Raw genomic sequence first — 22,552 nt, forward strand, 5'->3', positions numbered from 1 at the left:
ATGGAACGTGGATTCAGATGCGCGGTTCGACCCGCAGGTTGTCCCGTGGCGGCGTGGGCACGGGGCGCTCTTCGCGTTCTTCAACGCCACGTGCGCGGCTTCGATCGTCGCCCTCGCGCTGCGCGGCGGCGTCTACCTCGGCCTGCGCCAGGCGCCGGGCCTGGGCCTTGCGCAGGAACGGCAGGCGCACCAGGGCGAAAATCACGTACACGCCCAGGGCAATCACTGCGGCCATGGCCAGGTCGGAAATCGCACCCCAGGCACTGCCGCCCATCTTGAACAACAGCTCCAGGGCGCTGATGGCCACGGCCGGCGCCAGCAGGTCGCGAGCCGGGTCGACCACGGTGGGCGTCAGCAGCAGCACCACGCCCAGCAGGCGCAATGGCTCGCGCAGGTAGCGCCACATCCAGCGGGTGATACGAAACCACACCAGAATGCAGCCCAGGGCGGCGAAGGCGTAGATACCCCAGGCGAGGAAATAGTCGTTCTCGGTCATGGTGTCCGTGGCATGGCAGGCAAATAGGCGCTTATGATAACGGCTTTTCGCCTGCCCGGCGCTGCTGTTGTCGTGCCCCCGGGGCACGCACCGGCAGCGCCCGCGCCAAGAGAGCCGCTCATGTCCCAGCCTATCGTCGCCCCCATCGCCCATGTCGCCGCCGGTGACGACCCCTACGCCTGGCTGCAGGCGCGCGACCACGCCGATGTGCTCGACTACCTCAAGGCCGAGAACGCCTGGCAGGAGGCACAGCTGGCCGACCAGGCCGAGCTGCGCGAGCAGTTGTTCGAGGAAATAAAGGGGCGCATTCGCGAAACCGACCTGTCCCTCGCCTCGCCGTGGGGGCCATGGCTGTACTACACCCGCACCACCGCCGGCGACGAGTACCCGCGGCACTATCGCTGCGCACGTCCCGACGACGGCACAACCCAGGTCGACGAGCTCTCCGAGCAGTTGCTGCTGGACCCCAACGTGCTGGCCAAGGGCGGCTTCCTGTCGATGGGTGCATTCAACATCAGCCCCGACCACCAGCGCCTGGCCTACAGCCTGGACACCAGTGGCGACGAAATCTACCGCCTGTTCGTCAAGGAACTGGCCACCGATGCGGTGGTGGAACTGCCCTTCGACGACTGCGACGGCAGCATGACCTGGGCCAATGACAGCCAGACCCTGTTCTTCGGTGAACTGGACGAGACCCACCGCCCTCACCGGCTGCACCGCCATACCTTGGGCAGCGATGGCGCCGAGCAGGTGTTCGAGGAGAACGACGGGCGCTTTTTCCTGCACTGCTACCGTTCCAGCTCCGAGCGCCAGCTGATCCTGCTGCTCAACAGCAAGACCACCAGCGAAGCCTGGGTGCTGGATGCCGACCAGCCTGCAGGGGATTTCACCTGCCTGGCGCCAAGGGTCGAGGACCATGAATACTATCCGGATCACGGCCAACTCGACGGTGCCTGGACCTGGTTCATCCGCAGCAACCAGTCGGGCATGAACTTCGCCCTTTACCAGGCTGCCGACACCGGCGCGGCGCCGACTCGCGAGCAGTGGCGAACGCTGATCGCGCACCGTGACGATGTGATGCTCGAAGGGGTTACCCTCAATGCCGCTGCCTTCACCTTGAGCCTGCGGGCACGCGGCCTGCCGATCATCGAGGTACATGCCCAGGGTCTGGCGCCCTACCCTGTGCAACTGCCGGATGCCGCATACAGCCTGTATGTGTCCGACAGCCTGGAATTTGCCAGCGAGCAGATTCGCTTGCGCTACGAGGCCTTGAACCGGCCTGGCCAGGTTCGTCAACTGAACCTGCGCGACGGTGCCCAGGTGGTGCTCAAGCAGACCCCGGTGCTGGGTCGGTTCGATGCCGACGACTATGTCAGCCAGCGCCTCTGGGCTACCGCCGCTGACGGCACTCAGGTGCCGATCAGCCTGGTGATGAAGAAAGCATTCGTTGGGCAGGCCACGCCGCTGTACCTGTACGGCTACGGCGCCTACGGCGAGAGCCTGGACCCGTGGTTTTCCCACGCGCGGTTGAGCCTGCTGGACCGCGGCATCGCCTTTGCCATCGCCCATGTGCGCGGCGGCGGCGAGTTGGGCGAGGCATGGTATCGGGCGGGCAAGCAGGAACACAAAGGCAATACTTTCGGCGATTTCATCGCTTGCGCCGAACACTTGATCGAGCAAGGGCTGACCCGCGCCGAGCAGCTGGTCATCAGTGGTGGCAGCGCGGGCGGCCTGTTGATCGGCGCCGTGTTGAACCAGCGTCCGGAGCTGTTCCAGGCGGCGGTGGCGGAGGTGCCGTTCGTCGATGTGCTCAACACCATGCTCGACCCCGACCTGCCGCTGACCGTGACCGAATACGACGAGTGGGGCAACCCGCAGGAGCCCGAGGTGCATGCGCGCATCAAGGCTTACGCGCCGTACGAGAACGTCACGGCGCAGGCGTATCCGCACGTGCTGGTAATCGCCGGCTACAACGACAGCCGTGTGCAGTACTGGGAAGCGGCAAAATGGGTTGCGCGCTTGCGCGCGCACAAGACCGACGACAACCTGCTGTTGCTCAAGACCGAACTGGGCGCCGGCCACGGCGGCATGAGCGGCCGTTACCAGGGCCTGCGCGACGTGGCGTTGGAATACGCCTTCGTGCTCAAGGCCCTGGGCACACCCAAACAATCTTGATGTGGCGTGTCTGAAGGAACGCGGTGAACCCGGACGCGGCTTGCGCCGCTGCTACAGGGGGCGCGGGGTTTCAGGCGGCTTGTGACCGCCTGTAGCAGCGGCGCGAGCCGCGTCGGCGGTGAATGCGGTATGCCGGGGAAAACGCGATCAACCGCCGGGGGACTTGGGCTTGACCGGGGTTGGCGGCGTGTCCTGACGCTCGGGTTCGGGGACGTTCTCGGCCTTCGGTGGTGCAGGCAACGGTATGGGCGGCAGCAACGGCGGCGAATTGCTCATGCCCTCGCCGCCATGGGTCGACGGCACGGTAACCTGTGGATAGGGGGTTGGCGTGGGTGTACCCGGCGATCCCGGGGGCAGCGACGAGGCCGATGCGACACCGGCACACAGGGCAACACATGCAAAGACCGATACACTGCGCAACTTCATTGAACACCCCAAGGCCTGACTGCCTGTTCCGATGACACAGGCTACTACCATGGCACTACCTTGTCCTCCTTCCGAGATTGACCGATGAAACGCTTCGTACTGCTCGACACCACACCGATCCCCGACAACGGCGGTGCGCTCTGCCTGTTCGAGTACGGCGAAGACTTCGTCATCAAGATCCAGGGCGGTGACGGCGGGCAACTGATGAACAGCCGCATGCACGGTTCCGAAGACGCCCTGGCCGAGATCCCCTGCCGCAAAGTGGCCGGGCGGCCGAATTCGCGGGTGCTGATCGGCGGGTTGGGCATGGGTTTCACCCTGGCTTCGGCGCTCAAGCACCTGGGCAAGACCGCCGAGGTGGTGGTCGCCGAACTGGTCCCGGGCGTGGTCGAATGGAACCGCGGGCCGCTGGGCGAAAAAGCCGGCAATCCACTGGCCGATCCGCGCACCGTTATCCGCCTGGAGGATGTCGCCAAGGTACTGCAGGCCGAGCCGGCCGGCTTCGATGCCATCATGCTGGACGTCGACAACGGCCCCGAAGGCCTGACCCAGAAGGCCAACAGCTGGCTTTATTCGAGTGGCGGCTTGGCGGCCTGCGCCAAGGCGCTGAGATCCAAGGGCGTACTGGCTGTGTGGTCGGCCAGCGCCGACCGCCAGTTCAGCGACAAACTGCGCAAGGCCGGCTTCAAGGCAGAGGAAGTACAGGTGTTCGCCCACGGCAACAAGGGCACCCGCCATACCATCTGGATCGCCCAGAAGATCTGACCCACCTGCGCCGTAGGAGCGGTCCGTGGCCGCGAAGGACGCACCGCGGTCCGCCAGACGCACCGCGGCGCCCGCTTCGCGGCCGATGACCGCTCCTACGGTGAGAGGCGAATTCGTGTCTGGCTGTGGAAATCAGCTAGGAAGTTTCACTGCAAACTTCTGAAACAGCTCACTGACGGTATGCCCTGCCCCCTTCTAGAGTCGGCGATGTTGCGTTGTGCAACGACCTTTAGCCAACCTGGAAGCCTTCATGAATCTATTATCCCGCCTGATGAGCGGTGCCGCTGTGCTGGCCGTATTGCCGGTTGCCATGGCAGCATCGACAGTTGATTTCACTGTTACCGGAACGATCGTGCCGGCAGCGTGTACGCCCGTCTTGAGTACCAGCGAGTTCAACCACGGCCGCATTTCCAAAGCGGATCTGAACCAGGATCAATACACGAGTTTTTCCGGAAAAGGAAAAACGGGCACGCTGTCCATTACCTGTACAGCACCAACGGTTTACGCGATCAAGGGTATCGACAACCGAGCGGACTCTGCTGTGCGCTACTCCAATGTGGTCTCGCCGTATGGCATTGGATTTACACCGATGAATGAAAAGATCGGCGCGCACTATCTGGAGATATCCGTACGCGGATCGACGCTTGACGGCGGCGCCGCACTGCTGATGACCGCAGCATCACTTGGCTCCCCATGGAGCGCGCCGGCGACCTCCGAGAAAAACATTCGCAACGATGGACGGTTGATCGGGCTGGCGAAGACGGTGGATACCCGCGACAGTCCCAGCGCTGTCGAAGTCGCCGTGCTCACCCTGCGTTCCTATCTGGAAATCGCACCGGCCAAGGGGCTGACGCTCACCGATGAGGTTGCCCTCGACGGCGCCGCCACCGTCGAAGTCGTCTACCTCTAACAGGATGGCGCTGCGGTGGTTCCGAGATCCGCCGAGCCGCACTTTCCATCAATCCTACGGTACTCGCCAACCTTTCCCCTGCCCAACACGGAAGGGTCCGAGTCGCAGCCTGGCGGATTGCTTTTAGAGTACCGCAGCCTCCGCGCAGCCCCATCGCCCCACAAGATCTTCCCGGCACTGCGGTGCCGAGGAAGGCGTGGCCGTCTTCCTTGCATCTTCCTGCCTGGAGTGCCTGATGAATCGTCGCCTCACCCGCCCCCTACCTCGATGCGCGTGCATCGCCGCCCTGCTGACCTGCAGCCCTGGGCTTTTCGCCGACGGCATGATCCCGGAAACCTCGGTGGTCATCGTTTACGAAGGCAAAGCCGAGGCCGCCATCAAAGTGACCAATAGCGACCAGAATCCAGCGCTGCTGCACGTCACCCTGGAACACATCCCCGAAGACAAGGCATCGTTGCTGTTCGTTACCCCACCCATTGCACGGGTCGAGGCGGGAGAATCGCAGTTGGTGCGCTTCATCCTGTCCAACCCCGAGCCGCTGACCACCCAGCGCCTGAAAAGGGTGATCTTCGAAGGCCTGGCACAGAGCACTCAGCCGGCTCCCCCTGGAGAGGCACGGGTGTCGGTGAACGTGCGGCAGAACCTCCCGGTGATTCTCCATCCCAAGGGTCTGGCGAAGAACGCCGAGCCCTGGAAAGGCCTGCACTGGTCGCTGCACGACGGCCAGTTGACGGTTGCCAACCCCACCCCCTATGTCGTGCGCCTGTCCCAGGAACTGCACAGCCTGCCAAGCCAGACCCCGTGGCAACTGCCGCGCAGCTACGTTTTGCCCGGCGACACCTTGACCCTGCCCGGCAAGGCGTCGGCGGCCGCCGATGGGCAGATCCGTTTCACCCCCGCCACCGTGTACGGTTTTGCCGTAGGCACCCATGAGGCAACCCTGAACCAAGGCGCGCCTTGATGACTGCGGTCAGACGCAGCACCCTGTCCGCGCTGACGTTGGCGCTGTATACCCAGGCGGCACACGCGACGCCATTCGACAGCGAAACCCTGCGCCTGCGGGGCATCGACCCTAGCCTGGCCGCCTATTTGAGCCAGACCGCGCGATTCACCGAAGGCGTGCACGCCGTGCGCCTTTGGGTCAACGGCCAGCCCAAAGGCATCGTCCAGGCCCGCTTCGACGCGGCAGGCGCCCTGTGTATCGACCAGGCCGTGCGCGACGCGGGTGAACTGATCGACACCGGGCCCACCTGCAGCGATTTCCTCGGGCAATTTCCGCAGACCCTGATCGAGCTGATGCCACAAGCCGGCGAGGTCAGGCTGTTGGTACCTGCACCCGCGTTGCGCAGCGCATCTGCCGACCTCCCGGCCTTTACCCGAGGTGGGGTTGCCGGCCTGCTCAACTATGACGTGCAGGGCCTGTACAACCAGTTCAACGGTCAACGTAGCCGGTTTCTTTCGGCCAACACCGAGGCCGGCGTCAATGCAGGCGATTGGATCCTGCGCAGCCGTCAGTTCTACAGCTCGGTGCAGGGCAAGGCGAGCCTGCAGCACATGGAAGCCTATGCGCAGCGCACCTTCAGCGACCAGCAGGCGATGCTGCAGTTGGGCCAGATCAACCTGAGCAACCCGGTGCTCGCCGGGGCGCGCGTCACCGGCGCGCAGTGGATGAGCGAACCAGCCTTGAGCGTCGGCGCCAGTGGCGCTCGGGTGCAGGGCATTGCGGCTACCCAGGCGCGGGTGGACGTTCGCCAGAGCGGCGTGCTGATCTATTCAACCGTGGTGTCGGCCGGGCCTTTCGAGTTGAGCGATATTCCCCAACTTGACCGGCGCAGAGACCTGGAGGTCACGGTGATCGAGGCCGATGGCGAACGTCGCACCTTTACCGTCCTGGCCGCCACCTTGGGCCTGGAGTTGCCCTCACAAGGCTTTGCTGTGGGCATCGGACAGCTGCGCAACAGCGGGCGCAGCGCTCGGGAACCCTGGGTGTTGAGCGCCGGAGGCAGCTACCCACTGGCGCCGGCTGCCAGTATCAGTGGCGGTGCCCTCATCGGCCAAGGCTACAACGCCGGCGGCGCCGGGCTCAACCTGGAACCGTGGCCCGGCTCGCGAGCGCAGGGCCTGTTACAGGCCGCGCATGCCAGCGAATCGGACGACCAGGGGGTGCAGGGCAGCATCAGTCTCAATCAGCAGCTCGGCGATCGCTGGTCAGCCTTGCTCAGTGCCGGTCGGCAGACAGTCGGCTATCGTGAGTTGATCGACAGCGGGTGGAATCAGCTCGCTGACCAGCGAAGCCGAGTGCGTGATCAGTACGCCTTCGGCCTGGGCTGGACCCATCCCTGGACGGGCAGCCTGAGCGGCACGTGGTCCACCGCCACGGCGTTCGACGGGCAACGCTCCAGTCGAGCCCAGGTCAATTGGGGGCGACGGCTCGGGCCCGTGTCCCTGACCGCTACCGGGCAATGGCAGCTGGCCGGCGACGGTGGCCTGGGCAATGCCTTGTATTTCAGCGCCAGCCTGCCCCTGGGTGACGGTTTGAACTGGCGTTCGACCGCCCGCAACGACAGCACCGGCATCCGCCTGGGCAGCGGTGTGCAAGGCCGCTGGGACGAGCGCACGCAGTACCGAGTCGCCGCCGAGCGCGCCAGTCGCACTGGCGCGGTGAGCTACAACGGCGGCGTATCGCGGCTGACCCAAGCCAGTCAACTGGACGTCGGCTATGCCAACTACGGCAGCGACAGCCATGGCTACAGTGGCGCTGCACGAGGCGCCGTGGTGCTCCACGAAGATGGCTTCACCTTGTCGCCCTACCCGTTGCAGGACACCTTCGGCCTGTTGACCCTGGAAAATGTCGCAAACGTGCAGATCGATACCCCCGGCGGCAGCGTGTGGACCGACCGCAAGGGCCGCGCCGTGTTGCCGCAACTGGCACCGTTCGGTCGCAGCAACGTGCAGGTGGCTACCGCCTCGTTACCGCGTAACGTCGACGTGCACCAAGGCGCCGCTACCCTCCAGGTCTCGCGTGGCGCCGTGCCGCGGATCACGTTTGGCGTGGAGGTCACGCGACGCCTGCTGCTCCAGGTGCAGGACGAGGCCGGGCGGCGCCTCGACCGCGGCACGGGCGTCACCGATGCACAGGGCCAACTGGTGACGCTGGTGCAGGAAGACGGCGCGGTCTTCGTGCCCAATGTCCACGCGAGCCCGCAATTGTGGAGCCGCACGGTGGACGAGCAGCCCTGCCGTTTGCAGTTCGAGCTGCCGGCCAGCGCCGATACCCAGGCCTATTACGAGCAGAGCGTGGCGCAGTGCCGCGTCGAGCAGAGCGTGGCGCAGTGCCGCGTCGAGGAGCGCGAATCATGAACCGTCGCATCAGCCTGGCAGGGCTGCTGGCCATCGCCTTGGCAGCGCCGTTGCAGGCATTGGCGCAGGCATGCAGCCTGTCGCTCAGCCCGACCGACATCGACCTGGGTCAATTCAATCGCACGACCGTGCAGCTGGAGTCCGGCGAGTTGCCGCTGCCGCCACGTCGACTCAGCCTGAGCGTACTGTGTGAAACCGAACAGGATCTGACGCTTGCCTATCGGGCCAGCCCGTTCTCGAACCAAGGCTATGCCTTGGGTTCGCAAGGTGCCTACCGTCTGAGCGTGCTGCAGGCATCGGTCGACGATCAGCCCGTGCAGTGGGGCCAGGTCGCGGCCGCTGTACCACCGGCTGCAACCCGCACCGGCGCGGCGGCGCTGGAAGGCGACCGGTCACTGCAGCCGCTGCGGGGCGGCCGCGCGGTCAGGGGCAAACACCTGCAGGCGCAGATCGAACTGCAGGCCACGCTGGCCCCCACCGTGCTGGCCGCCAGCGACGCCCATGAGCTGTCGGCCAGCGGCAGTTTCGACATTGTCGGTCAGCAAAAGCCATTGCTGGTGAGGGCCGGGTTCGCTCCAGCGGCGTGTCGGCCCTCCCTGGGGGGCAACGCGAACGTGAACTTCGGTCGCATTGGCATGGCCGACCTGCGGCGCGAATCGGTCACCACGTTCAGCCGGCAAACGGTGCTGGAAGTGGACTGCGACGCACCGACGCGCTTCGCTATCCGCGCGCTGGATAACCGGGCCGGCTCCGTCAGCGACCAGCTCCTGGCTGCCGCTCCGACGTTGTTCGGCATCGGCCGCACGGCGGACGGTCAGGCCTTGGGCGGTTTCACTGCTCGGCTGGGCGCGGGGATCGGTCGTGACGGCAGCAGTGCTTACCCCTTGCTCGGAGATGCTTCTGCCCAAACCTGGCGACCGCACCCCGATGGATGGCTGCGCAGTGACGGCCAGCCCACCGCACTCGGGCGACAAGCGACACCCGGCGCCTGGTCTGGACTGTCATTGCCGCTGACCGTCGAACTGCACCTGGCTCCAGCCCGAGGGCTGGACGTACGCCAGGAAACCCCGATCGACGGCTCGGCCACACTGGAGATCATCTACCTGTAGCGCATGCTTACAGGTAGACCAGCTCCACGGTGACGTGTCCGTCCAAGGGCACGGCATCGGTCAAGGTCAGGCTGCGCGCAGGAGCGATAACGCCATGGGCGCGGATGCCCAGCTGGGCCGTTCGTACCACTACGGCACCGGTGTCTACGCCGACACGGTCGACCAGCCCCAATAAACTGCCGTCGGTAGGCAGCGCCATCGGCTGGGCGGTAGAAGTGCTCCACAGGCTGCCGGTACGATCGCCGAGGCTGAGAAATACACGACGGCCATCGACGGTCGAACGTGCTGGATCGACTTGCAGATAATACGCTCCAATCTGCTCATCCGCCGCCGTGCGGCCCATACCCAGTCGACCAGCAATGCCGGAGTCGTAGGCTGAACCGGCGCGGTTATCCACCAGGCGCAGACCATACAAGGTCGGTGTGCCGCACTGAATCGTCAGGTTCGGCGTGTGCTCGATCATCGCGGTAGGTCGCTCGGGGTGCAGGTCGGCCGAACTCACGGTGCCGAAGTGCAGCGTGCTGACACTCAGGATGGGCGTGCAAGCGCTGGGAACGAGCGTTCCGGTGACTTGAATATCCACAGTGGAAGCGCAGAAAGCAGGCGTGGTGAAGCCGAGCGCCAGCACGGCGGTCAGCGTCCGAAAGCCAGGATGCATGATGTTGTCCCTCACTGTCCGATGAGCTGACCGGCACGGGGAACCGGTCACGCTCTTCAGGCTGAAGGGGAAGTTTCCCCTTTGAAAGAGGAAATTTCTGATGAAAAGTAAATCTGTTCCTACGAAAGATCTTGGTACAGGTAGATCTGACTGCACCTAGTTCTTCCTGCACGTAGTTCTTTTTGCACCTAGCTCTTCCTACAAGTAGAACAACTCAAGGGTAGCGGCACCGGCCAAGGGCACTTCAGCGTCCAACGTCAAACTGTCGGTCGGCGCGATGGTCAGGTAGGACACCAAGGTCAGCACTGCGTCCTTTGCCGGCATGGGTCCGCCGCCATCGATTTTTCGGCTGGCCAGACCAATGAGCTGACCATCGTTGCGCAAACTGCGCGCACGCCGTTCGGCGGCAGACCAGGCATTGCCCGTGGGGCTGCCTATCAGCAGCAGAAGCGGTTCGCCATCCAGGCTCGAGCCTTCAGGATCGATGCGTAGCCTGTAGGAGCCGATTTTCTCGTTCTTGCTGGTCAAGCCCAGCCCGAAACGGCTGCCGTCGTTGTTTTCCAGGACTGAATCGGCGCGATTGTCCACCGCACGAAGCGCGTAAGCGGTAGCGGCTTCGCAATTTATGTTCAACGTTGAGGTGCGGGCACGATCGAGCAGGACGGTGGGCGCTGAAGCAAGCAGGTCGCGGGTATACAACCGCCCATGATCGAAAAGCGCGTTGCTCAGGGTGGGTGTGCAGCCACCCGGCACGATCGAACCGGTGACGGTAATGTCCACCGACGGCGCGGCGACGGCCGTGGCAAGGGAGGTGAGCAGCGTGGCAAGCACGGTGATGCGGGTAACGGGGTTCATATTGTTCTCTCAGGCTATGCACTCGCGGGAAGGGGTGACGCCTGCGGCATGGTGATGGCCAAGCGCGGGTCAAGACATGAGAGATCGGTTGCCGTACCCAACGAACGCGCGCGCCGCGATGTAGGTCTCGGGACGCGAAAGTGCCGCCAGCGGGCGTGCGGTGTTGGCCCATGCGTTTTTGCTTTACCATATCGCCCCTTTGCCCGCCCCTGCTTCCGGAGTTTCCATGACGGCCGCCGCCGACCTTTCGCCCACGCTGCAGCTCGCCTGCGACCTGATCCGCCGCCCTTCGGTCACGCCCCTGGACGCCGATTGTCAAAAGCTGATGATGCAGCGCCTGGGGCAGGCTGGCTTCGCGCTGGAGCCGATGCGTATCGAAGAGGTGGATAACTTCTGGGCCACTCACGGTACCCAGGACGGTCCGGTGCTGTGCTTCGCCGGGCATACCGACGTGGTACCCACCGGCCCCACCCAGGCCTGGCAGATCGCTCCGTTCGAGGCCGTGATCGACGCGCAGGGCATGCTCCACGGGCGCGGCGCGGCCGACATGAAGGGCAGTCTGGCGGCCATGCTGGTAGCCGCCGAGCGCTTCGTCGGCGACCATCCAAACCATCGCGGCTCAGTGGCCTTTTTGATCACCAGCGATGAAGAAGGCCCGGCCCATCACGGTACCAAGGCGGTGGTCGAGCGCCTGGCCGCGCGCAACGAGCGTCTGGACTGGTGCATCGTCGGCGAGCCGTCGAGCACTGCTCTGGTTGGCGATGTGGTCAAGAACGGCCGTCGCGGCTCACTCGGCGCGACCTTGACCGTGCGCGGCGTGCAGGGCCATGTGGCGTATCCTCATCTGGCCCGCAATCCGATCCATCTGGCGGCCCCGGCGCTGGCCGAGCTTGCCGCCGAGCATTGGGACGACGGCAACGCGTTCTTCCCGCCGACCAGCTTTCAGGTGTCCAACCTCAACAGCGGCACCGGCGCGACCAACGTGATCCCCGGCGATTTGACGGCGGTGTTCAACTTCCGCTTCTCCACCGAGTCCACGGTCGAAGCCCTGCAGCAGCGCGTTGCCGCCATTCTCGACAAGCATGGCCTGGACTGGCATGTGGACTGGGCGCTGTCCGGCCTGCCATTCCTGACCGAGCCAGGTGCGCTGCTGGACGCGGTGGCCGCGAGCATCAAGAACGTCACTGGCCGTGAAACCCAGGCCTCCACCAGCGGCGGCACCTCCGATGGGCGCTTCATCGCCACTCTCGGCACCCAGGTAGTCGAGCTGGGCCCGGTGAACGCCACTATCCACCAGGTCAACGAACGCATCCTGGCCAGCGACCTCGATGTGCTGACCGAGATCTACTACCAGACCCTCGTCGAGTTACTCGCCTGATGCTCACCTGCCCCCTCTGTACCGCCATGCTGGCCAATGCCGACAACGGCATGGTCTGCCCCAGCGGCCACCGTTTCGACCGCGCGCGCCAGGGCTATCTGAATCTGCTGCCGGTGCAGCACAAGAACAGCCGCGACCCCGGCGACAACCAGGCCATGGTCGAAGCCCGTCGCGACTTCCTCAACGAAGGCCACTACGCGCCCGTGGCCCAGCGCCTGGCCGAGCTTGCAGCCGAACGCTGGCCACGGCGCTGGTTGGACATCGGCTGCGGCGAAGGGTACTACACCGAACAGATCGCCCAAGCCCTGCCGCGCGCCGACGGGTATGCCCTGGACATCTCCCGCGAGGCGGTCAAGCGCGCCTGCAAGCGAGCGCCGTCGGTGCATTGGCTGGTTGCCAGCATGGCGCGCGTACCGCTGGCCGATGCCAGCTGTCAGTTCCTGACCAGCGTCTTCAGCCCGCTGGACTGGGACGAAGCCAAGCGCCTGCTGGCGCCGGGGGGCGGTCTGATGCGTGTGGGGCCCACCAGCGGCCACCTGATGGAGCTGCGCGAGCAGCTGTATGACGAAGTACGCGACTACGTCGACGACAAACACCTGTTGCAGGTGCCCGAGGGCATGCAGCATGCCCACCATGAAACCTTGACCTTCAAGCTCAAGCTGATCGACGCGCAATCGCGCGCCAACCTGCTGGCGATGACACCCCACGGCTGGCGCGCCAGCGCCGAGCGACGGACCGCGGTGATCGAACAGCCGCGGCCGCTCGTGGTCACGGTATCCATGCGCTACGATTATTTTGTGCGTCAAGACTGAGCGAGCCTACCCATGCGCCAACCTGATATCGAGATTTACCTCAAGGACGCCGACGTCGATCACAAGGCCATCGCCGCCTGGCTCGGCCAGGCCCTGGGCCCCTGCAGCGACTGGCAGCAGAAAGGCCAGACCTGGAAGTGCCAGGCGGGCGACGTGCCGGTCACCTGGCTGCCCAAGGCCGTGGGCAAGTGGAACAGTCTGTACCTGGAGAGCGACGCCACGCCTTGGGATGACGACGTCGCCTGCGCGCGTGCCGCTTTCAAGGCGCTCAATGTCGAGGTGCGCTGCGCGCCGGGCAGCTGGGTGGAAGAAGAAGGCGAAGAGCATGCCGACCGCTGGATCCGTGTCAGCGACGACGGTGAAGAGGAAATCACCTGGCGTACCAGCTGATACCGCAGCGCGGCTGTTCGCGGCCACTGGCCGCTCCTACAAAACCATTCAGGACCGCTGCAGGTAGGCCATGCACAACCTCTGCAGGAGCGGCCAGTGGCCGCGAAAGAGCCTGTAGCCGCGCGAAGATATTCACCGACACCCTGCATCCCTCACCTCGGCAAAAGCCGGTAAAATAGCGTTTTCCCCCAAGCCCTGGCCTATGACCCGCTCACCTCTGCACCGCCTCGTGTTCGGCACCTTGCGCCGTTTGCTGTACCTGTGGGTTCGGTCTGAAACCATCAACCAGTCCTCGTTCACCTTGAACCTGGATCGCAGCAGGCCCGTGCTGTACGCCTTGCAATCGCCCTCGCTGGCCGACCTCGCGGTGGTCGACCGCGAATGCAGCAAAGCCGGTCTGCCCCGCCCGGTGCTGCCCGTGGCCATCGGCGATCTCATGGAGCCCACGGCGGTGTTCTACCTGACACCGGACCCGGACTGGCTCGGCCGTCAGGACAAGCGCGGCGCTCCGCCCACCCTGGCGCGGCTGGTCACGGCACTGGCACAGAACGCCGGCGAAGATGCGCAGATCATCCCGGTGAGCGTGTTCTGGGGTCAGTCACCCGCGAGCGAGTCCAGTCCCTGGAAGCTGCTGTTCGCCGACAGCTGGGCCGTTACCGGGCGCTTGCGCAAGCTGGTCAGCATTCTGATTCTGGGGCGCAAGACCCGCGTGCAGTTTTCCGAGCCGATCCACCTGGCCGAACTGGTGCAGCAGAACAAGGGTCACGAGCGAACGGTGCGCATGGCCCAGCGCATCCTGCGCGTGCACTTCCGCAACCTGAAGACTGCGGTCATCGGCCCCGACATTTCCCATCGCCGCCATCTGGTCAAGGGCTTGGTGCGCGACCCCCTGGTGCGCCAGGCCATTGCCGAAGAAGCCGAACGCGAGCACATCACCGTGGAAAAGGCCGAGGCCCGCGCGTTGCACTACGGCAACGAAATCGCCTCGGACTACACCTACACCGCCATCCGCTTTCTGGAAGTGGTGCTCAGCTGGTTCTGGAACAAGATCTACGACGGCATCAAGGTCAACAATATCGACGGGGTGAAGGACGTTGCCCGCGGCAACGAGATCATCTATGTGCCGTGCCATCGCAGCCACATCGACTACCTACTGCTGTCTTACCTGCTGTTCAAGAACGGCCTGACGCCACCCCATGTTGCCGCCGGCATCAACCTCAACATGCCTGTGATCGGCAGTCTGCTGCGACGAGGCGGGGCGTTTTTCATGCGTCGCACCTTCAAGGGCAATCCGCTGTACAGCGCCGTGTTCAACGAATACCTGCACACCCTGTTCACCAAGGGCTTTCCGGTGGAGTACTTCGTCGAGGGCGGGCGCTCGCGCACCGGCCGCATGCTGCAGCCCAAGACGGGCATGCTGGCAATCACCCTGCGCAGCTACCTGCGTTCCTCGCGCACGCCCATCGTCTTCGTACCGGTGTACATCGGCTACGAACGCGTGCTGGAAGGCCGTACCTACCTGGGCGAGCTGCGCGGCGCGGCGAAGAAGAAAGAATCGATTCTGGACGTCTTCAAGGTCATCGGCGCACTCAAGCAGCGCTTTGGCCAGGTGGCGGTCAACTTCGGCGAGCCGATCAAGCTGCAGGCCTTTCTCGATGAGCAGCAGCCTGGCTGGCGCGAGCAAGACCTGGCGCCGCAGTTCAAGCCCGACTGGCTGAACGAAACCACGCATCGCCTGAGTATCCGCGTCGCTCGCCACATGAACGAGGCTGCGGCCATCAACCCGGTGAACCTGGTGGCACTGGCACTGCTCTCGACCAGCAAGCTGGCCTTGGACGAAGGGGCGATGGAACGGGTACTCGACCTGTACCTGACCCTGCTGCGCCAGGTGCCCTACTCGCCTCATACCACCGTGCCCACGGGGGACGCCCGCAGCCTGATCGCTCATGTCCAGGGCATGCAGCTGCTGTCCGAGCAGAGCGATGCGCTGGGCAAAATCCTGTATCTGGACGAACAGCACGCGGTGCTGATGACCTATTACCGCAACAACGTGCTGCATATCTTCGCCCTGCCCGCATTGCTGGCCAGTTTCTTCCAGAGCACTTCGCGCATGACCCGCGAGCAGATCCTGCGCTACGCCCACGCGCTTTATCCCTATCTGCAGGCCGAACTGTTCATCCGCTGGAACCCTGAGCAGCTCGACGGCGTGATCGACCAATGGTTGCAGGCGCTGGTCGAACAGGGCTTGCTGCGCCTGGAAAACGGGGTCTATCTGCGCCCCGCACCGAGCTCGCGGCAATTCGTGCTGCTGACCTTGCTGTCGCGTGCCATCGCGCAGACCCTGCAGCGTTTCTACATGGCCATCGCCCTGTTGCTCAATGCCGGGCAGAACACCCTCAGCGCCGAAGAACTGGAAGACCTGTGCACCACCATGGCCCAGCGCCTGTCGATCCTGCACGGCCTGAACGCCCCGGAATTCTTCGACAAGAGCCTGTTCCGTCACTTCATTCAGACCCTGCTCGATCAAGGGGTACTGCGCCGCGATGCTCAAGGCAAGTTAAGCCACCACCCCATGCTCGAAGAACTGGCCGAAGGCGCTGCCAAACGTGTATTGCCCGCCGAAATACGCCTGTCGATCCGCCAGGTTGCGCTGCACCGCAGCGATGAGGCCGCCGATGGGCTGTGATCGCCGACGGTCTTTGCCTATGCTTTTGCCTGACGGCCGAATTTGCAAACGGAGATAACCATGAAACGCCTTTCACTGATCGTACTCAGCGCCCTGATCGGCGCCTGCAGCAGCCTGCAGCCCGCACCCAAGTCCACGCTCGAGGGGGAGGCGTTCTATCTGCAGCGCATTGCCTTGCCGCCCTCGGCAGTGTTGACCGTGAGCCTGCAGGACGTGTCACTGGCTGACGCACCTACGATGGCCCTGGCCAGGCAGAGCGGCCCGATTACGGGCCAGGTGCCGCTGCCGTTCAAACTTGAATACGACCCGGCTCAGGTGAAGCCGGGGCATCGCTATTCGGTGAGTGCCCGCGTTGAAGCCGACGGGCACCTGCTGTTCGTCAGCACCCAGCATCACGGCGTGACGCTGGATGGCAAGGATGAACAGCCGCTGCGTATCCGCATGGATGCCGCTTCGCGGTAACGCGGACTGCGGCGGTGGTCAGAACCGATAGACGCTGCTCAGTACCGCTGCACGACCGTCACCGAACTCCACGGCTGAGGAACGGGTATCGCTGCCTATGACCGTGCGCACCCGCTCGACGTACTTCTGGTCGGTGAGGTTGCTCAGGTTCAGCTGCAGCTCGAGGTTGTCGGACGCGCGGTAGCCCAACATGGCATCGTGTACCCAGTAGGCATCCAGCTTGACTTGATCCTGGGAAGTCAGGTTGCGCTTGCCGACGTGGCGGATGCCATAGGCCAGGGTAATGTCGCTGGGAAGCTGGTAGGCGGTCCACAGATTGAAGGATCGCGGCGCCGTGTTTTTCAGTGCCTGACCCACGCGTTCGGGGTTGGCCAGCGATTTCAGCGTCTCACTGCTCTGCAGAGTGTAATTGGCGAACACATGCCACTTCTCGGTCAACGCGCCCGTGGCTGCCAACTCCAACCCCTGCACGCGCTGCTTGCCTGCAAGCAGGTTGCTGCCGTCGCTCAGGCGCTCGCGCACGTTGTCCTTGACCACCCGGAACAGCGCGCCCTCCAGCTGCAGACGCTCATCGAGCAATTGCCACTTGGTACCCAGCTCCCAGGTCTTGCCCTTCTCGGGTTCCAGGCTCTGGGTGTTGTCGGACAGGCCGGCGCCGTAGGTCAGCAGGTTCTCGGCCGATGGGTTGAACGAGGTGCCGTAGGCCACATAGAAGCGACCGTGCTCGGTGGGCTTGTAGACCAGACCGGCCCGTTGGCTGAACACACCGTCCGTAGAGCCTGCCCGTGTCCGGACCCCGCTGGCCGAGCGATTGCTGGCCTGTGCCCGCATATGGTCGTAGCGCAGGCCGAGGCTGACGTCCCACTGCTCGTCCAGGGCCAGGGTATCGAACACATACAGCGCCCGATCGTCCATGCTGTTGTGCGCCACGCTGGTAGGCGACTTGACCTTCGGCCCGCTCCAGTAACCCGGTGGGTTGGCCAGATCGTAGCCGTCGGCCGGGTAGAAGGACTCCACGGCATAGCCCGAGGCCTTGCGGTCGTAGATTTCGCGCGAAAGCTCCGCGCCGACCACCAGGGTATGGCCCAGGCCGAAGGTATCGAAGTGGCCGGTGAGGCTGGTCTGGTTCATGGCCAGGCGGGTGTGCACGTCGCGTCGATAGGCTTGTGGCCCTGCCGGCAGGTAACGCAGCGCCGGAAGCTTGGCCAGCCTGACATGGGAAGCGGACACGGTGGCATCGCGGTCTACCTGGCTGAGGCGCGCAAGGTTCTGCACGCTCCAGTCCGGGTTCAGGTCGTGCTCGTACCTGACCGTCAGGCTGTCGGTGTCGGTGCGGTCCTGATCCAGGTTGCGCCAGCCGTAGTAGTGACTGGTCTTGACCCCCGGCAGGCGCTTGCCATCGCGGGCAGGCACGCCGTAGTCGGGCACGCTGTCATCGCTCTGATGGAAATAGCTGAGCGTGAGGCGCGTGTCGCTGCCGTGCCCGAACATCAGCGATGGTGCCAGGCCCCAACGCTGCTGCTCGATGCGATCGCGCCCCGGGACGTGGTTCTCGTGGGCCATCAGATTGAGACGAAACAGGGTGCCGTCGCCCAGGTCGTGCAACGGCTGGTTGGTGTCGAGGGTCAGGCGGCGATAGCGGTCGGTGCCGACACCTGCGCCCAGCTCGGTGAAGCTGTCGGCAACCGGCAGCTTGGTGATCAGGTTGATGGACCCGCCGGTGGTGCCCGCGCCGCCGAACACCGAGCTGGGCCCCTTGATGACCTCGACCTGTTCCAGGTTGAACAGGTCGCTGCGGCGGGTCTGCGCAGAGTCGCGCAGGCCGTCGATCTGCAGGTTGGCATTGGCGCTGAAACCGCGGATGTTGATGCTGTCTCCCGATCCGCCGCCGCCCTCGCCCGCATTGAACGAGATGCCGGAGATGTTGGACAATGCCCGGCGCAGGCTCAGGGCATTCTGCTCGCGCAGGATCTGGCGCGGTACGACGGTCACCGTTTGCGGCACGTCGAGCAGTGGCACGGCGTATTTGGCGGAAGCCGAACGCTGGACCTGATAGGGTGGCGCAGCCTGTTTGCCGGTTACGCTCAGCTCGTCGAGCACCAGCGATTCGGGCCCTTCATGGGCATTGGCACCTGCGGCGCAGCCGATCAACGCCAGGCCCAGCGCCGAACGGCGGGGCAACGTGCAAACTCCTGTAGAACGGTACATGTATACAGCCTCACTACAAATGAGACTTGATTCTATTTGAGCGTGCCGGGCTAAAACCGCCTCGGGAAAAATCAGGACCGATCCTACGCTTTACCGGGCACTGAGGGTTGTCCTGGCCTACAAGCAACGTCCATTGGTCACGTCGGCTTCAGCGCTTTCTTCGGGTAGATATCGTAGCGACTGGACTTCCCTTCCAGCGCATGGCTCGGTTTGCAGCCCTCGATGCATGGTGCCTTGCGCGGTCGCTTGACCACTACCCGGTGGCTGGCCAGGGCCAGGGCGGCGGCCAGCAGGGCCGGTGCGTCCATGTCATCGCCTACCAGCGGCCGGAACAAGCGCATCTCCTTCTTCACCAGCGCGCTTTTTTCGCGGTGGGGGAACATCGGGTCCAGGTAGATCACCTGGGGCGCTTCGCCCTGCCACTGCTGCATGACCTCGATCGAGTTGCCCTTGAGCAAATGCATGCGTGCAACGATGGCGCCTACTTCCAGGTCGCCCTGGGCACGGGCCAGTCCGTCCTCGAGCAACGCGGCGATGATCGGCTGGCGCTCTACCAGACTCATCTCGCAGCCCAGGCTGGCCAGCACGAATGCGTCCTTGCCAAGGCCGGCAGTGGCATCCAGTACCCGCGGGCGCATGCCAGGCTGCACGCCAACGGCCTTGGCGATCATCTGGCCGCTGCCACCGCCGTAGAGTCGACGATGGGCCACGGCACCCTCGACGAAATCCACTCGCACGGGCCCCGGAGCGTCCGCGCCCAGTTGTTGCAGTTGCAGGCCGGTATCGCCGACCTGCAAAGCGAAATCGGCGTCGGGTAAGTGGCGAGGCAGATGCAGGCGTTGCGCCCATTCTTCGGCTTGCGGTTCGCAGGCATCGTTCTGTGCCTGAACCTGGATGCGACCACCGGCTTGCTGCTCCACTGAAGATTCCTGTATCGAAAGGCTAAAAGATCGGCGCGTGCCGCCGATAAGAACTTTGCCAGGCATTTTGCCAGAGCCCAAGCGTGCCGAGTGCCATGTCCGTCATCAATTCCACAGCGCCAGGTTACATTTCGCCCATCGGCGACTTCAGCCAGCACAACATCCAGACCCTGGGTGCTGCAAGTGCGCTGTGGCAGGACTTCTTCGCCCAGGCATTGACCGAGCACCGCGACGGGCAAGTGCAAGGGCAGGCGCACGCAGCGGCGGACACTGCATCGGCGGCCGAGCCCAGTGCCGGCAGCGAGATCCTGGCGCATATTCTTCTGCAGCGCCTGTGCGATGTTCGCGACACCGAAGTGAAGCCACCTGAGCCGTTGTTTTTGCCAAAGGCCGAGCTGGAGCTGACGTTGCTGGACAAACCCTCGGCGCCGCTGTCCGAGGAGGATGTGCTGGCCCAACAGGCGCACCTGGCGTTCGACAGCCGCTGGGTTCGTCCGCTGGTGCTGAACCAGGGTGACCAGAGCTCGCAGCCGGGCCCGGGGCCGCTGCCTCGTGCGCTGCGCCTGCCGATCGCCGAATTCGACTGGCAGTTGGCGCAGACGCCGATACCGCTGGCGCAGGAAACCATCAGTGAACAATGCCATGCGTTGGAGCTGGACCTGAGCTGGATGCGCCCTGCCGTTCTGAACAATATCCGCCAGGCTGCCTGAGCGCCGACCGAGCCCTTGCAGATACCCCGCGTGCACCGCCGACGCGGCTCGCGCCGCTGCTACAGAGACCCAGACCGTCAACCCGCGTGCGGCGTCCGGCGTCCGCCGTTCCTCCAGCATCAGCCCCTGTAACAGCGGCACAAGCCGCGTCAGCCGTACATCCACTCCGTGGCCCTGTAGCAGCGGCGCGAGCCGCGTCCGGGTACACCGCGGTGGCTGGGAAATGGATCAGCGGCACACGCTCCAGCGGCCCATGTCGAGATGGAAATGGTTGCGGTGGGCGGCATTGTACTCGGGGCCGAGCACGGTATTGAAATGCTGGCAGGCGCCGTCGCGTACCTGACGCAGGAAGCGCGCGCTGGGGCTGTCGCCAGGCCAATCCTTGAGCACGTTGATACGACGTCCGTCGGCCAGACGAAACCCGGCAATGTCCAGCGCGTTGGCGCTGGCATGCTGGCTCAAACGTCCTTCACTGCGACCGTAGACATTGCGGCAGGCGAAACTACCCAGATGATCAACCTGCGTTACCGCCTGGCCGAACGTCGCCTGCGCTGCCGGCTGCAGGGCCTGTCGCTCGAACATGGCGAACGCCACCACCACCGGGCAGGTTGCGAGGAAACTGCTGCTCAATCTGACCTCGCTGCCCTGCACACGCAATACGTTTACCAGCGGGCACTTGGCATCCACTGGGCTGTCGGCCTGAACGCTATAGCGCACGGTGGAAGTCGCCAGCGCCTGCACACACAACTGTGGATCGTTCTGTAATTTGCCGAGTTTGTAGCGGGTAAGGAAATTCACCGGTTCGGCGATATCCAGCGGGGCCCAGGGATTCCAACGAGCAGGCACCTCGATCCAGCCTCGCCACACGGCAACGGGCGCGGCCGCCAACAACAGCAGAATGATCAGCAATCTCGGCACACGGGCTCCTGTTTGGCGGAACTGGCCGAAGCCTCCGGGAAAACGGAATCAGAGCAGGCCGAGTTGCGCCGTCTGTGGCTCCCCGGGCAGTTCTTTTAAGGCTGGCAGGCCTGGCAAACGTTCCATCAGACGCTCGTGGAAACGCCGGGCCAGGGCGGGCGCGAGCAGGTTGTCGGCGGTGTGCAGAAAAATGTAAGGGGTACGCCCTTCTTCGATCCAACCGGCGATCTTTTCCACCCAGGGGGTCAGAAAAGGCTCGTTTGCCTGCAGCTCTGGGTGGCCAATGAAGCGCACCTGCGGGCTATGGCTGAACGCCGCTGGGCGCGGTGGCACTCGCGGCTTCTTGGACTGGGCGTGAAGCACGGCGGGCGCGTTCGAAACACAGCTGAACAGGGCTCGCGGATCCAGGCAGATACGCTCGACATTGCGTTCGCGCAGCAGATTGTTGAGCAACCGCTCCTCGTCACCGCGGGCGAAGAACGCGCCATGACGTACCTCCACGGCGATGGGCCGCTGCAGGACGTCGATGAAACCGATCAACTCCGGCAGACGCCAAGGCGTGAAAGACGCTGGCAACTGCAACCACAAAGGCGCTACCCGATCGCCCAGCGGCGCGAGCAGCCGACAAAAATCCTCAGCCGCGCCCAAGTGTTCGCGCAGATCGCCGCCATGGCTTATGTCACGTGGCAGTTTGGCCGTGAAGCGGAAATCGGACGGCATGCTCGCGGCCCAGCGCTCCACGGTATTGGGCGCCGGCCGTGCGTAGAACGTGGTGTTGCCTTCCACAGCGTTGAACTGCTGAGCATAGAGGGCAAGGAAATCGGGCGGACGCGCGTCGTGCGGATAGAAATCACCGCGCCAGGCGTTTTCGCTCCACGACGGACAGCCGATGAAATAAGGCAGGCTGGGCACAGTCAGATATGCACATCCAGGCCCAGCACTTCATTGTCCCATTCGACGAAACCCTGGGTGCTCAGGTACATGCCCAGCGCGTCAGCCGCACGGCGACTCATCGAACGGGGAAAGATCATGTCCTGCTGGCGGGCCGGCACGCTGGTACCGCGCGAACGGGAGCGCTGGGGCGTAGGCTGCGCAGGGACCTCGAACTCACCCTCGATATCGTCGACGGTTTCCTGCACCCGCGCCTTGTCCGCAAGCGGCTTGCGCTTGATTGGATAAGGCTGGGAGGAAACACCATCGATACGCATCAGGTTCACTCGATCGTCGTAAGAAGCCGCCGCAGCGTTGGCGTTGTGCAGCGACCCAGGTGATCACTAGACCACACATTGCGGCAAAGTTTTATCTCAAGGGCAG

The 22,552-nt window shown here is 64.3% G+C and carries 21 protein-coding genes; 12 read left to right on the forward strand and 9 right to left on the reverse strand.

The genetic code is table 11. The features are described from left to right. Positions 1–13: 13 nt before the first annotated feature. Entirely contained in the window at positions 14–496 is a 483-nt protein-coding gene (locus IFT98_RS09850; RefSeq protein ID WP_192048328.1) for an MFS transporter, read from the reverse strand. Between the two features lie 120 nt (positions 497–616). On the opposite strand from IFT98_RS09850, the gene IFT98_RS09855 reads away from it, so the two are divergent. Continuing rightward, the gene (locus IFT98_RS09855) at positions 617–2,671 is read left to right on the forward strand and encodes a S9 family peptidase (protein ID WP_192048330.1); all 2,055 of its coding nucleotides are present in this window, start codon (positions 617–619) and stop codon (positions 2,669–2,671) included. 147 nt (positions 2,672–2,818) lie between these two features. On the opposite strand, the gene IFT98_RS21235 is transcribed toward IFT98_RS09855, so the two are convergent. Continuing rightward, on the reverse strand, positions 2,819–2,947 hold the full coding sequence (locus tag IFT98_RS21235; RefSeq protein WP_442962774.1) for a hypothetical protein: 129 nt from the start codon (positions 2,945–2,947) through the stop codon (positions 2,819–2,821). A gap of 234 nt (positions 2,948–3,181) precedes the next feature. Here IFT98_RS21235 and IFT98_RS09865 point away from each other — a divergent pair, with 234 nt between their 5' ends. From IFT98_RS09865 to IFT98_RS09885, 5 genes are all read left to right on the forward strand, one after another. Beyond that, positions 3,182–3,862, forward strand: coding sequence for a spermidine synthase (locus IFT98_RS09865; protein WP_192048332.1), 681 nt, complete (start codon positions 3,182–3,184; stop codon positions 3,860–3,862). 250 nt (positions 3,863–4,112) lie between these two features. Beyond that, on the forward strand, positions 4,113–4,772 hold the full coding sequence (locus IFT98_RS09870) for a DUF1120 domain-containing protein (RefSeq protein WP_192048333.1): 660 nt from the start codon (positions 4,113–4,115) through the stop codon (positions 4,770–4,772). 235 nt (positions 4,773–5,007) lie between these two features. Continuing rightward, a complete protein-coding gene (locus IFT98_RS09875; RefSeq protein WP_192048335.1) occupies positions 5,008–5,733 on the forward strand; it encodes a fimbria/pilus chaperone family protein in 726 nt (241 codons plus the stop codon). Then, entirely contained in the window at positions 5,733–8,132 is a 2,400-nt protein-coding gene (locus tag IFT98_RS09880; protein ID WP_192048337.1) for a fimbria/pilus outer membrane usher protein, read from the forward strand. The genes IFT98_RS09875 and IFT98_RS09880 overlap by 1 nt, the downstream gene beginning before the upstream one ends. Continuing rightward, positions 8,129–9,241, forward strand: coding sequence for a DUF1120 domain-containing protein (locus IFT98_RS09885; RefSeq protein ID WP_192048339.1), 1,113 nt, complete (start codon positions 8,129–8,131; stop codon positions 9,239–9,241). Before IFT98_RS09880 ends, IFT98_RS09885 begins: the two co-directional genes overlap by 4 nt. A gap of 7 nt (positions 9,242–9,248) precedes the next feature. On the opposite strand, the gene IFT98_RS09890 is transcribed toward IFT98_RS09885, so the two are convergent. Both IFT98_RS09890 and IFT98_RS09895 read right to left on the reverse strand, forming a co-directional pair. Beyond that, positions 9,249–9,899 (reverse strand): DUF1120 domain-containing protein, encoded by a 651-nt coding sequence (locus IFT98_RS09890; protein WP_192048341.1) that lies wholly within the window; start codon positions 9,897–9,899, stop codon positions 9,249–9,251. A 198-nt stretch (positions 9,900–10,097) separates the two neighbouring features. Next, positions 10,098–10,754, reverse strand: coding sequence for a DUF1120 domain-containing protein (locus IFT98_RS09895; protein ID WP_192048342.1), 657 nt, complete (start codon positions 10,752–10,754; stop codon positions 10,098–10,100). 226 nt (positions 10,755–10,980) lie between these two features. Between IFT98_RS09895 and dapE the strand changes: the two genes are divergently transcribed. The 5 genes from dapE (at position 10,981) to IFT98_RS09920 (ending at position 16,482) form a co-directional block, all read left to right on the forward strand. After that, on the forward strand, positions 10,981–12,132 hold the full coding sequence (gene dapE, locus IFT98_RS09900; protein ID WP_192048344.1) for a succinyl-diaminopimelate desuccinylase: 1,152 nt from the start codon (positions 10,981–10,983) through the stop codon (positions 12,130–12,132). Next, positions 12,132–12,944, forward strand: a complete 813-nt coding sequence (locus IFT98_RS09905) for a putative RNA methyltransferase (protein ID WP_192048346.1) — start codon at positions 12,132–12,134, stop codon at positions 12,942–12,944. Before dapE ends, IFT98_RS09905 begins: the two co-directional genes overlap by 1 nt. A 12-nt stretch (positions 12,945–12,956) precedes the next feature. Further along, complete coding sequence (locus IFT98_RS09910; RefSeq protein WP_192048348.1) at positions 12,957–13,334, forward strand: hypothetical protein; 378 nt, start codon at positions 12,957–12,959, stop codon at positions 13,332–13,334. Positions 13,335–13,536: 202 nt separating this feature from the next. Then, positions 13,537–16,020 carry a glycerol-3-phosphate 1-O-acyltransferase PlsB gene (plsB, locus tag IFT98_RS09915; protein WP_192048350.1) on the forward strand — a complete coding sequence of 828 codons (2,484 nt, stop codon included), beginning with the start codon at positions 13,537–13,539 and terminating at the stop codon, positions 16,018–16,020. Between the two features lie 60 nt (positions 16,021–16,080). Next, positions 16,081–16,482, forward strand: a complete 402-nt coding sequence (locus IFT98_RS09920; RefSeq protein ID WP_192048352.1) for a YbaY family lipoprotein — start codon at positions 16,081–16,083, stop codon at positions 16,480–16,482. Between the two features lie 18 nt (positions 16,483–16,500). On the opposite strand, the gene IFT98_RS09925 is transcribed toward IFT98_RS09920, so the two are convergent. Both IFT98_RS09925 and IFT98_RS09930 read right to left on the reverse strand, forming a co-directional pair. Then, complete coding sequence (locus IFT98_RS09925) at positions 16,501–18,690, reverse strand: TonB-dependent receptor (protein WP_192048354.1); 2,190 nt, start codon at positions 18,688–18,690, stop codon at positions 16,501–16,503. Positions 18,691–18,827: 137 nt separating this feature from the next. Further along, on the reverse strand, positions 18,828–19,610 hold the full coding sequence (locus IFT98_RS09930) for a class I SAM-dependent methyltransferase (protein WP_342214149.1): 783 nt from the start codon (positions 19,608–19,610) through the stop codon (positions 18,828–18,830). Between the two features lie 95 nt (positions 19,611–19,705). Between IFT98_RS09930 and IFT98_RS09935 the strand changes: the two genes are divergently transcribed. Next, entirely contained in the window at positions 19,706–20,320 is a 615-nt protein-coding gene (locus IFT98_RS09935) for an energy transducer TonB (protein ID WP_192048358.1), read from the forward strand. Between the two features lie 228 nt (positions 20,321–20,548). Here IFT98_RS09935 and IFT98_RS09940 read toward each other — a convergent pair whose 3' ends face one another. Genes IFT98_RS09940 through IFT98_RS09950 form a run of 3 tightly spaced genes read right to left on the reverse strand, consistent with a single transcriptional unit; the run spans position 20,549 to position 22,446 of the window. Further along, positions 20,549–21,238: an extensin family protein gene (locus IFT98_RS09940; protein WP_192048360.1), complete on the reverse strand. Its 690-nt coding sequence runs from the start codon at positions 21,236–21,238 to the stop codon at positions 20,549–20,551. A gap of 48 nt (positions 21,239–21,286) precedes the next feature. Beyond that, positions 21,287–22,156: a DUF72 domain-containing protein gene (locus IFT98_RS09945; protein WP_192048856.1), complete on the reverse strand. Its 870-nt coding sequence runs from the start codon at positions 22,154–22,156 to the stop codon at positions 21,287–21,289. After that, on the reverse strand, positions 22,153–22,446 hold the full coding sequence (locus IFT98_RS09950; RefSeq protein WP_192048362.1) for a hypothetical protein: 294 nt from the start codon (positions 22,444–22,446) through the stop codon (positions 22,153–22,155). Before IFT98_RS09950 ends, IFT98_RS09945 begins: the two co-directional genes overlap by 4 nt. Positions 22,447–22,552 lie beyond the last annotated feature (106 nt).

The organism is Pseudomonas sp. CFBP 8770 (assembly GCF_014841705.1).
Taxonomy (GTDB): domain Bacteria; phylum Pseudomonadota; class Gammaproteobacteria; order Pseudomonadales; family Pseudomonadaceae; genus Aquipseudomonas.

Bases quoted from the DNA above. Each gene is read 5' to 3' on its own strand.
- IFT98_RS09850 (WP_192048328.1), bottom strand. From the start codon at position 496: ATGACCGAGAACGACTATTTCCTCGCCTGGGGTATCTACGCCTTCGCC.
- IFT98_RS09855 (WP_192048330.1), top strand. From the start codon at position 617: ATGTCCCAGCCTATCGTCGCCCCCATCGCCCATGTCGCCGCCGGTGAC.
- IFT98_RS21235 (WP_442962774.1), bottom strand. From the start codon at position 2,947: ATGAGCAATTCGCCGCCGTTGCTGCCGCCCATACCGTTGCCTGCACCA.
- IFT98_RS09865 (WP_192048332.1), top strand. From the start codon at position 3,182: ATGAAACGCTTCGTACTGCTCGACACCACACCGATCCCCGACAACGGC.
- IFT98_RS09870 (WP_192048333.1), top strand. From the start codon at position 4,113: ATGAATCTATTATCCCGCCTGATGAGCGGTGCCGCTGTGCTGGCCGTA.
- IFT98_RS09875 (WP_192048335.1), top strand. From the start codon at position 5,008: ATGAATCGTCGCCTCACCCGCCCCCTACCTCGATGCGCGTGCATCGCC.
- IFT98_RS09880 (WP_192048337.1), top strand. From the start codon at position 5,733: ATGACTGCGGTCAGACGCAGCACCCTGTCCGCGCTGACGTTGGCGCTG.
- IFT98_RS09885 (WP_192048339.1), top strand. From the start codon at position 8,129: ATGAACCGTCGCATCAGCCTGGCAGGGCTGCTGGCCATCGCCTTGGCA.
- IFT98_RS09890 (WP_192048341.1), bottom strand. From the start codon at position 9,899: ATGCATCCTGGCTTTCGGACGCTGACCGCCGTGCTGGCGCTCGGCTTC.
- IFT98_RS09895 (WP_192048342.1), bottom strand. From the start codon at position 10,754: ATGAACCCCGTTACCCGCATCACCGTGCTTGCCACGCTGCTCACCTCC.
- dapE (WP_192048344.1), top strand. From the start codon at position 10,981: ATGACGGCCGCCGCCGACCTTTCGCCCACGCTGCAGCTCGCCTGCGAC.
- IFT98_RS09905 (WP_192048346.1), top strand. From the start codon at position 12,132: ATGCTCACCTGCCCCCTCTGTACCGCCATGCTGGCCAATGCCGACAAC.
- IFT98_RS09910 (WP_192048348.1), top strand. From the start codon at position 12,957: ATGCGCCAACCTGATATCGAGATTTACCTCAAGGACGCCGACGTCGAT.
- plsB (WP_192048350.1), top strand. From the start codon at position 13,537: ATGACCCGCTCACCTCTGCACCGCCTCGTGTTCGGCACCTTGCGCCGT.
- IFT98_RS09920 (WP_192048352.1), top strand. From the start codon at position 16,081: ATGAAACGCCTTTCACTGATCGTACTCAGCGCCCTGATCGGCGCCTGC.
- IFT98_RS09925 (WP_192048354.1), bottom strand. From the start codon at position 18,690: ATGTACCGTTCTACAGGAGTTTGCACGTTGCCCCGCCGTTCGGCGCTG.
- IFT98_RS09935 (WP_192048358.1), top strand. From the start codon at position 19,706: ATGTCCGTCATCAATTCCACAGCGCCAGGTTACATTTCGCCCATCGGC.
- IFT98_RS09950 (WP_192048362.1), bottom strand. From the start codon at position 22,446: ATGCGTATCGATGGTGTTTCCTCCCAGCCTTATCCAATCAAGCGCAAG.